Raw genomic sequence first — 12,308 nt, 5'->3', positions numbered from 1 at the left:
CAAACACCTTCTATAATACATTGATTAAATTGAGCTTTTCAAGAGACCGGGAACTGCTGATGATCTTGTCGATGTGCTCCGGCAAAAGGCGGTTTTGGCGCTTGCCTTTCTCGAAGTGTTCGGCAGCGTTGATGAACAATACGTCATCGGGCTTCTTGCATTTCTTCAACACCAGAATGCATACCGGTATCCCGGTGGAGAAGAACAGATTGGCAGGCAGGCCGATCACGGTGTCGATGTGGCCGTCTTTCAGCAGCTTGGTGCGGATGCGCTCTTCCGCGCCGCCACGGAACAGCACGCCGTGGGGCAGGATGATGGCCATCACCCCTTCCGGCTTCAGGAAATGAAAGCCGTGCAGCAGAAAAGTGAAGTCGGCGGCGGACTTGGGGGCCAGGCCATAGTTTTTGAAGCGCATGTCTTCGCCCAGCGCCTCGGTCGGTTCCCAGCGGTAGCTGAACGGTGGATTGGCTACCACCGCGTCAAACTTCGGCATTTTGGCCGGGTTCATCTCGCGCAGCAGATCCCAGTCGTTGGTCAGCGTGTCGCCATGGTAAATCTCGAACTCGGAATCCTTCACCCCGTGCAGCAGCATGTTCATCCGCGCCAGGTTGTAGGTGGTGATGTTCTTTTCCTGCCCGAAAATTTTGCTGATGCCGTGCGGCCCCATGCGGTGGCGCACGTTGAGCAGCAGCGAGCCTGAGCCGCAGGCAAAGTCGAACACGCTTTCCAGTTGTTTCTTCTTGCCAGTGGCCGGTTCCTGGCTATCCAGCGTGACAATGCCCGACAAAATGCTGGAAATCTGTTGCGGGGTGTAGAACTCGCCCGCCTTCTTGCCGCTTCCCGCCGCAAACTGACCGATCAGGTATTCATAGGCATCGCCCAGCGTGTCCTTGTCGGTGGAAAACTGCGCCAGCCCCTCGGCAATGGCCTTGATCACGGTGCAGAGCTTGGCATTTTGCGTGGTGTAGCCCTTACCCAGCTTTTCCGAGTTCAAATTGATCTCGGAAAACAGCCCGCCGAAGGTGCTGGCGAAGGATTCGTTCTCGATGTAATCGAAGCCCTTTTGCAGCGTGTGCAGCAATTCTCCGTTCTGGGTGCGGGCCATCTCCGCGATGCTGCCCCAGAGGTAGGCAGGCTGAATGACGTAATGGGTCTTGCGGCGCATCTGCTTTTCAAATTCAGCGGTGTCGCCTGGGTTCTGCGCGTACCACACCGCCAGCGGCGTGCGGCGGTCGCTGGTTTCCAGCTTGGGGTTGACAGCTACTGAAAACTTTATTGACTTTCATGGGCTTTCATTTAAGAATCTTGGCCGTTCTCAGGAACCTACCGCCAGTTGGGCGGAAAGTAACGCTTGCAGAGAGGGCGTGAGACCTGGGGGAACATGCGGTCGCCTCATCAGCGTAAAGTTCCCCACCCGTGGGGAATTTGAGTGGCGAAAACCAAGCCGTACCCTTGGGCAACCTCGTTGAAGCAAGAAGTGAGCTATGGAATAAAAGACCATGGTTTACGCAACGGTAATCCGGCCCCAGCTCCTTTTGCGCCGCCGTCTCGTAGTTGTCCGACAGGTAGCGCAGGAACAGGAAGGACAGCATGTAATCGCGGAAGTCGTCCGCGTTCATGGCTCCGCGCAGTTGGTCGGCAATGCCCCAGAGGATATTGCCCAGTTGTTTTTGGTCTTGATCGGTCATTATTTATTCGCTGGATTACCGATGATCCGCCCTAGCAACTTCTCAAGCTGCGATTTATCCGATTGCAAGAGGCTGCCAAGGCGCATTAATACTTTCGACTGCTCCAAGGTAAATATCAACGGTTTAAGCACCGATGGTTTTAGTAAACCTGCCTGTTGCCAGTTTTCCACAACGACCTCGCCATAACCCAATGGGTCACGCAGGCGGCTGGTGATTGCCAACAGAATAATATCAGGGCGCGATTGCTGGTATTGATCGACGCTAATCACAACGGCTGGTCGTTTTTTTGTGCCAATACCATCAGTGAAGGGAAATGGCACTATGACCACATCGGCAAAGTTATAGCTGGTCATATACCGCGTCTTCTTCGTTGTCCCACACCTTGGCGAGTGCTGGCTCAGAGAGTTGCGCAATCGCAGCGGTATCGGGTTGCCGCCGTTCGTGCATGAGCAGGAAATCGACAAAATCGTTGACCTCCTCGAAATGTTCCGGCGAAAGATCGGTTAATTTGTTGATAAGCGGTTGGATTCGATGCTGGTAGGTTTGCATGTTCGTCTCTACTGTTCAGTTGAGGTCTTTTGGCGGGTTCCCTGATTCCGCTTGGTAACTCATCCGTTCCAACCCTCACGAGCGGATGCCAGATAGTCGTCCACGGCTTGCCGGGGGTGCTGGGCGACACCGAAATAACGGTGCGGATCCGAAGTCATCTGGCGGCGGAAGCGGGCTGGCGATACCCTCTTCCTCCGCTAGTTGTCGCAGCACAATTTGCACCAGCCGGAATTTATCGGCGTGGGAGAGAGTGGCGACCGAGGGAAGGAGTTCGTTGACGGTCATGGCGTGGACTCCGTGGTGCTATTGGGAAAAAGCTGCTGCATCAGCCCTTTTTTATGGGCCTTGATCGCGTCGAGTTTTTGGGCTTGGGCGGCGATCAGTTCGTCGAAATAAAACACGATATTAACTTGCGGCATCCGTGCGCTGGCGTCTTAATTCCATCGCCTTTCTGCTGATGTCTTCGATACTTTCGTCGGTATCCATACTCTGTCGCCATTGGGTATAGTCAAAAGCCTCTCTTTGAATCAGGGCGATAAATCGCTCCATTTCAATATCTCCCAAATACTGGGCAAGAACCTGTGCGCCTTTTGCTCTGATTTCCGTGTCGGTCATCATGGAAACACCTCTTTAATAAAGTCGATGGGGTCTTTGATCCGAATACCGGTAACAACTCCGGATTTTTTCAGGATGCCGCGATCCGTAGTCAAAAAATAGTCGGCATTAGACGTGATGGCACAAGCGAGATGCAGGGCGTCAAAACGCTTCAACCCAAGCTGGTGCAAAGATTTGGCTAGATTAACCAGCACTTCTTCCTCCTCCATGTCGATACTGGCATAGCGTTTCCAGTTTTCAATTTGTTCCCGCCTCTCTCGAAAGGGGTTTTTGCTGTTCTCATAATCCAGAATGTAGGACCAAACCAATTCATAGGTTCCAAGGCGAATATTTTCTTGTATTTTTAGTTTGGCTTCGGTTTCCAGCAATATCTTGATGTTGGACTGGTCATCAAAGGGACGGTTGAACATGCAGTTGTCAAGATAAAGCCTCATGGCTAGACCTCAGCCTCCATTGAAGGAAAAAGCTGCTGCATCAGCCCTTTTTTATGGACTTTGAGCGCGTCGAGCTTCTGGCTTTGCGCGTCTATGAGGTCGTCGAGGGATGAAAGGCAGTCGGCGACTTTTTGTTGTTCACACTCATCCCGTGGAATAGGTACGGGAATAGTGTCGAGCATCGCACGATTTAGCTTGGGCTGAGCCATACCCGTCAAATAATCCTCAAGAGATATCGAGTTCAGATAATCTTCAACAATTTTCTGGACGCATCTGCGCTCAAATTTCAAGACATGTGCGTGATTATTAACCCATGTCTTCCCGGAAATTGAAAAGGCAATTGGCGTGCTTCTCGCCACCAGATTTGCTCCGTCCTCTGAGATGCAAAGCAGCTCTTCGTCGAATATGAAGTCGTGGATGTAATCAACTATCCCAGATGCCCCGTAGTAGGGGATTGCGCCTTTTACACGGTCGCTTTCTGTTACGGGAATACGCCGGTTGTCTAAATTTTCAGCAAGTTCAGAGAGCGTCTTTATGTCCCACTCCCCCGCATCCCTAAACTCAGGAAAGCGCAGTTTGGGCAGGGTTTCGCCTTCGGCGGGGAAAAGCTGCTGCATCAGCCCTTTTTTATGGGTTTTGAGCGTGTCGAGCTTTTGCGCTTCCAAGGCGATCAGTTCATCGAGGGAAGCGAGGCAGTCGGCGATTTTTTGTTGTTCATCACCCGTTGGGAATGCCACGGGATACTCTTTCATAGAAGAAATATCCCCCCTGGGCATTTTTACGCCTTTAGCCCCTGTCATGACGTAGTTTATAAACAGATCATTTTTGAGGATAAAGGTTAAGAAAATGCTAGTAGCCTTTTCTCCTGAACGAATAACAACAACATCGTTCGAGGATGCTCCCTCTTTATCTGCCGACCAAACCTTTTTCAAATATGGCCGAATATTTGAAACAAGAACATCACCTTTCTTATAACGTGTAAACGAACCAGATGGCGGTAGCTTAGAAGCCCGTGTTACACCAGCATAGTCGGGTAATAGATTTTCCGTGCTTACATATGTGTCTTGGTTAAGTTGCTCTAACGCAACTCGCTCGCTTATAAATTTCGAGACCTTATTACTTCCAAGCAAGTCAGTCTCCCACTCCCCCGCATCCCGAAACTCAGGAAAGCGCAGTTTGGGCACATTGCGCACGTTAGTCATTGGCTATCCTCTGCAATCCACGCGGCGAGTCGTTGACGAATCCACTGCAACCGCTCATGACTGATCGCCCCCAAACTTCCCAAGAGCAATGATCCGTCCAAAACCGCCAGTCGAGAGAGTCGCAAAACGCTCGGAACCTTTAGGCCCGCTGTCGCAAAGTCAGCATCACCGGGTAACAAAATTTCATCGATTTGGGAGTCGATTTGCCGTAATTGCGAAGAGACCATGCAAACCAGCCAATCATCGAACTGAACCGATGCTTTCCGTAGCATGAGAACAGGGCGAGGCTTTGCGCCAGAAAGATCGGTAAACGGGAAGGGTACAAGCACGATTTGTCCAGCTTGTTTCATTGCCAGCGTTCCTTGAGATCATCGAGGGTATAGAGAGGCGGTTCCTCTTCCATGCCGCGCATCGCCTGACTCATCGCCATTTGGCTGAATTCGGCACGGGTCCATTCACCATCAGCGATCTTTTGTTGCTTGGCAACGGTATGACGGGATACCAAAAAATCGACGAAATCGAATATCTCCGCCTGCTTGTCTGGCGGTAGCGCCTGAATTTTTTCAGATAATTGCGCGTGATTCATTTCGAACTCCGCTGTGTGAATGGGTTATGGGTCATTCCCACGCTGGGGCGTGAGGACCCTCCGTGTGGGGTTATTTATTGCTCATACGCGCCCAACCCTGAAATCTCCCGCCCCTGGGCGAGTTTATGCAGCAAAGGGATCAGGTCTTCCATCAGCGCCAGTTCCTTTTGGGTGCGAGCTTTCCACCCCAGCCCCAACGAAGCCAGCAGATCGCCTAACTGTTCCCCATCGAAAATCATCCGCCGCAGAATGCCATCGACAAAAGTTTGCAGCGCGGCAGGCTCCAGCCCGTGCGTGGCGGCAAGGTCGGCCAATTGATCCGCAGTCTTTTCGCACTTGAAGACTTCGTAACCCTGATGAATTTCTTTGACGCTTAAACCTTCGCCCGCTTGCAGGGTACTGATATAGGCGGTGATTTCTTCGCGTTCGTCCATGAACTGGGCATCGGCCTGGATCAGGCCGATCAGTTCCTCACGGCTCATCTTCTGCTTGCCCGGCGTTTGCTGCGAGTAGCCGGCCATCAGCGCCATGATGTAGTCGTAATCAATCACGGCGGAAGCAAACAGCACCAATTCAAAATCCAGTTGCTGCACTTCCGGGCTGGCCGCATCGCCGCCCTTGTCCTGCTGGGCCTTCAGACGCTCGGCAGTGACCAGATACACCCCACGAAAGGCTTGTAACTGCTCTTGGGGAATGACCTGCTCAATGGCTGCGGCGTTTTCCGGCGTCAGATCGGTGTATTGGTCAAGTTGGGTCTTGAGGCGCTGCACCTCCTTGAACAGGTTGATGAACTGGCCGCGCGCCGCGTCGCCCTTGAGGTTGGGCACGTCTTCCGGGGCATAGCTCAAGCCCTGGGAGTGCATGAACTCATCCAGTTGTTTGGCCGCTGCTTCCAGTTTGAGGATCACTGCCGGGGCGGGATCGACCAGCCAGATTTCTTTGGCTTTTTCCTTGAACGCACCGGAAAAAAGCTCGATGGCTTCATCAACCGCCTTCTGCTGCTGGCGAAAGTCGAGAATATTGCCATAGGGCTTGGTGTCGTTCAGCACCCGATTGGTGCGCGAAAATGCCTGAATCAGTCCGTGGTACTGAAGGTTTTTATCCACATAAAGCGTATTCAGAAATTTGGAATCGAAGCCGGTCAGCAACATATCCACCACGATCACGATGTCGATTTTTTGGGCGTGGGGCAAATCCTGATTGGGGTATTGCTGATCCTTGATGCGCTTTTGCACATCCTGATAGTACCCGTCGAATTCATGGATGCTGTGGTTGCTGCCGTAGCGGGCGTTGTAGTCGGCGATGATGGCCTTGAGCGCCGCTTTCTTTTCGTCCGGGGCGACTTGGTTATCCGCCTTTTCTTGCGGCAGGTCTTCCTGAATCTGCTGCACGTCCTTATTGCCGTTGGCGGGCGGGGAAAACACGCAGGCGATGTTCAAAGGCTGAAAATCGCCGTCTTTGGCCTGTTTTTCCGCCTGCATCGTCTTGAACAGCGCGTGATAAGCAATGGTGTCGTTGATGGAGCTGGTCGCCAGAATGGCGTTGAACTTGCGCCCATTGGTCGCCGCGTCGTGCTTGCTCAGAATCGCTTCAACAATGGCTTTTTTGGCCAGTGCTTCACCCGTCTTGGGCGCGTTCTTGCCTTCCGGCTTGTAATAATCAATGTGGAAGCGCAGCACATTGCGGTCTTCAATGGCGTCGGTGATGGTGTAGGCGTGTAGTTGCTGCTGGAAGATGACTTGCGTGGTCTTGTAGGACGCCTGCTGGCCTTCGATCTGCTGAGTGCTGGCGTTTTGCTCGAAAATCGGCGTGCCGGTAAAGCCGAACAACTGGGCATTGGGGAAAAATTCCCTGATCGCCTGATGGTTCTCGCCAAATTGCGAGCGGTGGCACTCGTCAAAGATGAACACGATGCGCTGATGGCGGAGCAGCTCCAGCCGTTGCTTGTAGTTGCGCTGGTTGCTGTCATCCAGCGCCAGGCCGAGCTTCTGGATGGTGGTGACGATCACTTTGTCGGCGTAGTCGTCGGAAAGCAGCCGCTGCACCAGGGTTTCGGTGTGGGTGTTTTCCTCGACGCACCCCTCCTGAAACTTGTTGAATTCTTCCCGCGTTTGCCGGTCGAGGTCTTTGCGATCCACCACGAACAGGCATTTTTCAAGGTCCGGGTTGTCCTTGAGCAGGGTGGATGCCTTGAACGAGGTGAGCGTTTTGCCGCTGCCAGTGGTGTGCCAGATGTAGCCGTTGCCGCAGTTCTGATGAATGCACTCCACCATCGCTTTAACGGCATAAATCTGATAAGGCCGCATCATCATCAGCTTTTGCTCGCTGGCCACCAGCACCATGTAGCGGCTGATCATGTGCCCCAAGGTGCATTTAGCCAGAAACTTCTCGGCAAAGTGGTCCAGATGGGTGATTTTTTTGTTGTCTTCTCCGGCGAACTGGTAGATCGGCAGATAACGCTCGTCCGCGTCAAAGCTGAAGTGGCGGCTGTTGTTGTTGGCGAAGTACCAGGTATCGCTGCGGTTGCTGACGATGAACAGTTGCAGAAAGCACAGCAGGGTTTTGGTATAGCCGTTGCCGGGATCATGCTTGTAATCCACGATCTGTTGCATGGCCCGGCGCGGGCTGATGCCCAGAGTTTTCAGCTCGATCTGCGCCACGGGCACGCCGTTGATGAGCAGGATCACATCGTAGCGGTGATGGCTGTTATCGGCGTTGATGCGGAGCTGGTTGACCACCTCAAAGGTGTTCTTGCACCAGTCCTTGAGATTGACCAAGGTGTAGTAGAGCGGCGTGCCGTCGTCGCGCTCAAAGCTGTTGCGCTCGCGCAGGTGTTTGGCGGCGGCGAACACGTCGGAGGTAATGATCGAGTCCAGCAGGCGGTGGAACTCGCTGTCGGTCAGGTGGACGCGGTTCAGGGCTTCGAACTTCTCGCGGAAGTTCTGCTCCAGTGCGACGCGGTCGCGGATGTCCGGGCGGTAGGTGTATTTGAGGTCGCCTAGCTTTTCGATCAGAGCGTGTTCGATTTCTTGCTCAGTCATTGATGGTTCTCAGCATTCTTGATATGGCCCTTATTGACTCTTGAACATTCTCAAGCATTCACTTCGGGGTGTTCACTGCTGACGTCACGTAGCCTCATACTCAACCACAGTACCCATGATGTATCCGATAAAAATGCCTCGATTTATGACAAGAAGTCGGCGAGGTCGATCATTTTTAAATGCAAGACATCAGTCAAAAAAATGTTCCGCGCCTAATAATGGCAACACCCGCTGAACCATCGGATCAGCGCTGAAATAACCCTGAATGACGCCCGCTCGTAAACGATTCGCCAGCGCAATAAGAATCATGCTTTGATCGAGCGCCAGATAGTTATAGGCTACCTGACCGGTTTTCGGGTCTACCGCATCGTAAAAACCGAAGTCACCGTACAGCGGATAGCGTTGCACCAGTTGGCGGAGATTAGCGACAGCCGCTGCGGGTTCCGTCATCAGCGCCAGTGCCGCTGCGTGTGGCGTCACCACGCCGGCGCGATAGCCCCGCGCCCCCAGAATGCGAACGCCATATTCACCGTAACGATTCCCCGCTGGCATCGAACTGGGCGACAAACCCCAGACCGGATAGCCTAAATGCTCTAACGCAAAGCGGCGCTGCACTTCGGTATGCACCGCCGCATTCCGGCCCAGACTGGCCGGCGCGTGATGCAACTCGTCCAGCACCAGCAACGGCATCAACGCCTCGAACAGACTGCCGCCCCAGGACGGCACATAGCGCAAGCCCTTCCAGGCGTAATAACCGCCGGTGAAGCTATATCCGTTTACCGTTTTAACGGCGCGGCCCTTGGGCGATTGCGATTGCCAGTCGAAAGACGCCGGAAAGCTGCGCGCCATCCGAAACCAGTGTTCCTCCGGCGCATCACCCTTGCCAATGGCAATCAGACTACCCAATCGGGCTTCGCTGTACAGCATCCCGTAGTTGTACTCGGAGCGGTACGGCAAATTAACGTAGTAGCCATGCATCATTAACCGCTCTACCGGATCGTAGAAGAAGCGGTAATCCCCTTGCGCGATGAGTCGGCTACAACGCTCAGCCAGTTCGGCAACACTATTTCTCACCACCATTAACCCGGCGGTCAGCCAGGCTGAATCTACGAATGAGATAAAATTGCTGGTACGCTCCAGCGTCGTCGTATCGTAATAGTTGTAGAAAAATCCCTGATAAGTTTCGAGTTGTTCCAGCGTATCCAAGGTCCGCTTTAAGCGTGCCTGCATTTCCTCAGTGTTAATCAATCCCAATTCCCGCGCTGCGACCATATCGATCAGGTACAAGCCGATATTGGTGACGTTGGTGTAATCGCCCAATCCAGCACGGTCAGGCGCGATGGAGCCATTGAAACGCACGGTGTCGAGCGGCAAACCATGGTCACGGTCACTCAAGGCGGTCAGTCCGCGCCAGGTATCCCGCGCCAACCGTTCCAGAAACGCCGGATCAGCGGCAGGCAATTCGGCTGGATTTACCAACAACCGTTCCGGCCATCCCGCCAAACGGGCGTGGATTTGCGGTTGTGCCGCAGCTTTACCACCTATGCTGTTTTCCCAGGCGGTCTTGATGGGCGGAATCACCGGATCGCGGGTACTGGGACCGGGTTGGCCGGTTCTGATCAAGGCAATATCGTCCAGCCAGTACGCGCCCGAGGCCGCCGGCGAACGGCGCGGTTGCAGCACGATTCCAAACTGGCGCAAATGCCGCCAATCGGCAATGCCGTTCATCAGGTTCAGCGGTACCCGAATCCGTTGCCAGTCGCCGGTAATGCCGCTCACTTCGGCGCTGCCCTGCCGCAACAGACCGGGCGGCGCGTTCGGCAACGGTTGCTTGAATTCGACCTTCAGCGCATCCGCAAATCCGGCGCGGTCGTCACCGCGAATCCAGAATTCCAGATGGTCGTAAGCGGTGGCGTCCAGATTGGGCAAGGTGAGTTGCCAGCCAATGTCGCTGGCCGCATCCGCCGTGAAGCGGTAGTGCAAATGCAACGCCCGGCCGCCATCAAGCCGTTGCGCCGGTTCCAGCCGATACCACATGCGACCGGCGCGGATTCCGGGTTCAGCGCTCCAGGAACTCATAGTGACGCCCGGTGTAGGACTGGCGACTCGTTCAAAATTGTGCAGCAGCAACGGTGGAAGGGTGGATTCAGCGGCTATCACCGCCCCCTTGGAGCCGCATAGCCCGCTAATGAGGAGAAGCCAATGGAATGAAGTGGCGCGCATGGAATCGGGTCACGAGTTTTGAGGTGAAGGGTTCTATTGTAAAGCAGCTCACCACCGGCTATGCCCAGCAAACTTTTCAGTTTGAATTCAGGTTCACAGCGCATCCTTGGCGCGGGCGCGGTATGTCGAAAATGCAACATCAATTCGACAACGCCGATGCTCAGTCCAGCGGGTTCAAATCGCTGCACCGGTACTCTAATAAATTCAACGAGGTAGCAGGCATGACTTCACGACACCGTTTTCTACAGACCCTTCTCTCCAGCCTTGCGCTGGCCATTCCGTTGACCTCACTGGCCGCGCCGCCGCCCGGACGGTTGCTGGCCGCCCAATGCGCGCAGTGCCATGGCACCAACGGTCGATCAGTAAGTGGCATTGACAGCTTGGTCGGAGAAAGCGCTCAGGAACTCTACAACGAGATGCGGGAGATGAAAAACAAAAGCGGCGATGCAGGTAACATCATGCATCCTGTGGCGATGGCGTACACCGATCAGCAATTGCAGTTGATCGCCCAGTATTTCGCCGGGTTGAAGAAATAGCCAAGGGATGCTGTAGCTCCCCCATTCCCGGTTGGCTTGATCGCCACAACGAACAGGAAAAAATCCCATGAATGTGATCTCTCGTCGTCATTTTCTGAAACTGGCTGGTGCGTCTACAGCGCTGGTCGCCGCCGTTCCCACCATGCTGCGGGCACAATCCGCCACCCCGAAAGGCCGTGTGGTGGTCGTGGGCGGCGGTTTTGGCGGTGCCACCGTCGCCAAGTATCTGCGCCTTTGGGGTGGGAATAGCGCGGCGGTAACACTGGTGGACGCTAATCCCAATCACGTCTCTTGCATCCTCAGCAACATGGTGCTGGACGGCTCGCTCAACTTGTCGCAAATCACCTTTAACTACGCAAAACTCCAGCAGAAATACGGCATCACCTTCGTTCAGGGGAAGGCGACCGGGATTGATAGCGCTAATCGGGTTTTGAAACTGTCCAGTGGTAAAACCCTGCCTTACGAGCATTTGGTTTTAGCGCCCGGCATCGATTTCAAGCCGATTGACGGTCTCGATTTCAGCAAGATTCCCCACGCTTGGCAGGCTGGCCCACAAACCACCCTGCTCAAGCAGCAATTGCAGCAACTGGTGGCTGGGACGGTCACGGGTGATTTTGTTATCACCGTCCCGCCCTCACCCTTCCGTTGCCCGATTGGACCTTACGAGCGCGCCTGTCTGGTTGCCGATTACCTCAAGCGCAATGGTAAATCCGGCTCCAAGGTAGTTGTGCTGGACGCCAACGCCAGTATCGTGGCCGAAGTGGTGACCTTTACTAAGGCGTTTAACCAGACCTTTGCCGGCATCATTGATTACCGTCCCAGCGAGCAGGTGCTGTCGGTGGATTCCAACCGGAGGATCATCACTACCAACAAGGGCGAATTCCCAGCCGGCGTGTTGAATGTGATTCCAGCGCACCAGGCTGGCGCCATCGTCCGCAATGCCGGGCTGGTCGATTTGACCGCCGCGAACTGGGGCGCACCGGTGAACCCGCTTAACTATGAATCCACTCTGTTGCCGAATAGCGGTATTCACATCATCGGCGACTCGCAGGGCACCGCTATGTCCAAGGGTGGACATGTTGCCAATGGCGAGGCCAAGGTATGCGCCGATGCCATCCTGCGGGCATTGGATGGCGGCGCGCCGGATCCGGTACCCACCGTCGGTGCCGCCTGCTTCAACCCGGTGACCGCCAATACCGGCTCATGGCTGAGTACGCTGTTCGTCTACGACCCAGCCACCAAAACGATGGTCAAGGCCGTTCCCCCAGGAACCGTCGAGGCCCCTGTAGCCAACAAGGATAATTTCGAGAAGATATTCGAGTGGTCCGCCAATCTGTTCGCCGACACTTTTGCCTGATCGATCTGTTCATCAAACTTTTACCTCATCTTTAATCCGCCTGGATGATCCGGTAGGTAGTTTGAGCAAGGGGGGTG

The 12,308-nt window shown here is 54.3% G+C and carries 13 protein-coding genes and 1 pseudogene; 2 read left to right on the top strand and 12 right to left on the bottom strand.

The features are described 5' to 3' along the window. Positions 1-52: 52 nt before the first annotated feature. The 12 genes and pseudogenes from BN874_RS04000 to BN874_RS03950 all read right to left on the bottom strand — a co-directional run. Positions 53-1,234 (bottom strand): annotated as a pseudogene (locus tag BN874_RS04000) (type I restriction-modification system subunit M); the annotation flags it as partial. A gap of 58 nt (positions 1,235-1,292) precedes the next feature. After that, positions 1,293-1,688: a type I restriction-modification system subunit M N-terminal domain-containing protein gene (locus tag BN874_RS26335; RefSeq protein ID WP_034430981.1), complete on the bottom strand. Its 396-nt coding sequence runs from the start codon at positions 1,686-1,688 to the stop codon at positions 1,293-1,295. Next, the gene (locus BN874_RS03990; RefSeq protein WP_034430979.1) at positions 1,688-2,041 is read right to left on the bottom strand and encodes a type II toxin-antitoxin system PemK/MazF family toxin; all 354 of its coding nucleotides are present in this window, start codon (positions 2,039-2,041) and stop codon (positions 1,688-1,690) included. Before BN874_RS03990 ends, BN874_RS26335 begins: the two co-directional genes overlap by 1 nt. After that, positions 2,028-2,237 (bottom strand): hypothetical protein, encoded by a 210-nt coding sequence (locus tag BN874_RS03985; RefSeq protein WP_034430977.1) that lies wholly within the window; start codon positions 2,235-2,237, stop codon positions 2,028-2,030. The genes BN874_RS03990 and BN874_RS03985 overlap by 14 nt, the downstream gene beginning before the upstream one ends. Before the next feature lie 281 nt (positions 2,238-2,518). Then, positions 2,519-2,656, bottom strand: a complete 138-nt coding sequence (locus BN874_RS24975; protein ID WP_195912090.1) for a hypothetical protein — start codon at positions 2,654-2,656, stop codon at positions 2,519-2,521. Beyond that, entirely contained in the window at positions 2,643-2,855 is a 213-nt protein-coding gene (locus tag BN874_RS03980; RefSeq protein ID WP_034430975.1) for a hypothetical protein, read from the bottom strand. Before BN874_RS03980 ends, BN874_RS24975 begins: the two co-directional genes overlap by 14 nt. Further along, positions 2,852-3,262: a type II toxin-antitoxin system VapC family toxin gene (locus BN874_RS03975; RefSeq protein ID WP_230314320.1), complete on the bottom strand. Its 411-nt coding sequence runs from the start codon at positions 3,260-3,262 to the stop codon at positions 2,852-2,854. Before BN874_RS03975 ends, BN874_RS03980 begins: the two co-directional genes overlap by 4 nt. Positions 3,263-3,288: 26 nt before the next feature. Continuing rightward, the gene (locus BN874_RS03970) at positions 3,289-4,488 is read right to left on the bottom strand and encodes a restriction endonuclease subunit S (RefSeq protein WP_034430971.1); all 1,200 of its coding nucleotides are present in this window, start codon (positions 4,486-4,488) and stop codon (positions 3,289-3,291) included. Beyond that, positions 4,485-4,838 (bottom strand): type II toxin-antitoxin system PemK/MazF family toxin, encoded by a 354-nt coding sequence (locus BN874_RS03965; protein ID WP_034430969.1) that lies wholly within the window; start codon positions 4,836-4,838, stop codon positions 4,485-4,487. The genes BN874_RS03970 and BN874_RS03965 overlap by 4 nt, the downstream gene beginning before the upstream one ends. Further along, positions 4,835-5,074, bottom strand: coding sequence for a DUF2281 domain-containing protein (locus tag BN874_RS03960; RefSeq protein ID WP_034430968.1), 240 nt, complete (start codon positions 5,072-5,074; stop codon positions 4,835-4,837). The genes BN874_RS03965 and BN874_RS03960 overlap by 4 nt, the downstream gene beginning before the upstream one ends. 74 nt (positions 5,075-5,148) lie before the next feature. After that, positions 5,149-8,115, bottom strand: a complete 2,967-nt coding sequence (locus BN874_RS03955; protein ID WP_034430966.1) for a type I restriction endonuclease subunit R — start codon at positions 8,113-8,115, stop codon at positions 5,149-5,151. Positions 8,116-8,304: 189 nt separating this feature from the next. After that, the gene (locus tag BN874_RS03950) at positions 8,305-10,338 is read right to left on the bottom strand and encodes a glucoamylase family protein (RefSeq protein WP_081756122.1); all 2,034 of its coding nucleotides are present in this window, start codon (positions 10,336-10,338) and stop codon (positions 8,305-8,307) included. A 221-nt stretch (positions 10,339-10,559) separates the two neighbouring features. Between BN874_RS03950 and BN874_RS23280 the strand changes: the two genes are divergently transcribed. Together BN874_RS23280 and BN874_RS03940 are read left to right on the top strand one after the other, a co-directional pair. Then, positions 10,560-10,874, top strand: coding sequence for a c-type cytochrome (locus BN874_RS23280; RefSeq protein WP_034430998.1), 315 nt, complete (start codon positions 10,560-10,562; stop codon positions 10,872-10,874). A gap of 67 nt (positions 10,875-10,941) precedes the next feature. Continuing rightward, positions 10,942-12,231 carry an FAD-dependent oxidoreductase gene (locus tag BN874_RS03940; RefSeq protein WP_034430965.1) on the top strand — a complete coding sequence of 430 codons (1,290 nt, stop codon included), beginning with the start codon at positions 10,942-10,944 and terminating at the stop codon, positions 12,229-12,231. Positions 12,232-12,308 lie beyond the last annotated feature (77 nt).

Source organism: Candidatus Contendobacter odensis Run_B_J11, assembly GCF_000531125.1.
Taxonomy (GTDB): Bacteria; Pseudomonadota; Gammaproteobacteria; order Competibacterales; family Competibacteraceae; genus Contendibacter; species Contendibacter odensensis.
Note: the sequence above shows the minus strand (reverse complement) of the source record. Positions and strands in the feature narration are given on the sequence as shown.

Bases quoted from the DNA above. Each gene is read 5' to 3' on its own strand.
- BN874_RS26335 (WP_034430981.1), bottom strand. From the start codon at position 1,688: ATGACCGATCAAGACCAAAAACAACTGGGCAATATCCTCTGGGGCATT.
- BN874_RS03985 (WP_034430977.1), bottom strand. From the start codon at position 2,237: ATGCAAACCTACCAGCATCGAATCCAACCGCTTATCAACAAATTAACC.
- BN874_RS03955 (WP_034430966.1), bottom strand. From the start codon at position 8,115: ATGACTGAGCAAGAAATCGAACACGCTCTGATCGAAAAGCTAGGCGAC.
- BN874_RS03940 (WP_034430965.1), top strand. From the start codon at position 10,942: ATGAATGTGATCTCTCGTCGTCATTTTCTGAAACTGGCTGGTGCGTCT.
- BN874_RS03960 (WP_034430968.1), bottom strand. From the start codon at position 5,074: ATGAATCACGCGCAATTATCTGAAAAAATTCAGGCGCTACCGCCAGAC.
- BN874_RS24975 (WP_195912090.1), bottom strand. From the start codon at position 2,656: ATGCCGCAAGTTAATATCGTGTTTTATTTCGACGAACTGATCGCCGCC.
- BN874_RS03975 (WP_230314320.1), bottom strand. From the start codon at position 3,262: ATGTTCAACCGTCCCTTTGATGACCAGTCCAACATCAAGATATTGCTG.
- BN874_RS23280 (WP_034430998.1), top strand. From the start codon at position 10,560: ATGACTTCACGACACCGTTTTCTACAGACCCTTCTCTCCAGCCTTGCG.
- BN874_RS03950 (WP_081756122.1), bottom strand. From the start codon at position 10,338: ATGCGCGCCACTTCATTCCATTGGCTTCTCCTCATTAGCGGGCTATGC.
- BN874_RS03990 (WP_034430979.1), bottom strand. From the start codon at position 2,041: ATGACCAGCTATAACTTTGCCGATGTGGTCATAGTGCCATTTCCCTTC.
- BN874_RS03970 (WP_034430971.1), bottom strand. From the start codon at position 4,488: ATGACTAACGTGCGCAATGTGCCCAAACTGCGCTTTCCTGAGTTTCGG.
- BN874_RS03965 (WP_034430969.1), bottom strand. From the start codon at position 4,838: ATGAAACAAGCTGGACAAATCGTGCTTGTACCCTTCCCGTTTACCGAT.
- BN874_RS03980 (WP_034430975.1), bottom strand. From the start codon at position 2,855: ATGATGACCGACACGGAAATCAGAGCAAAAGGCGCACAGGTTCTTGCC.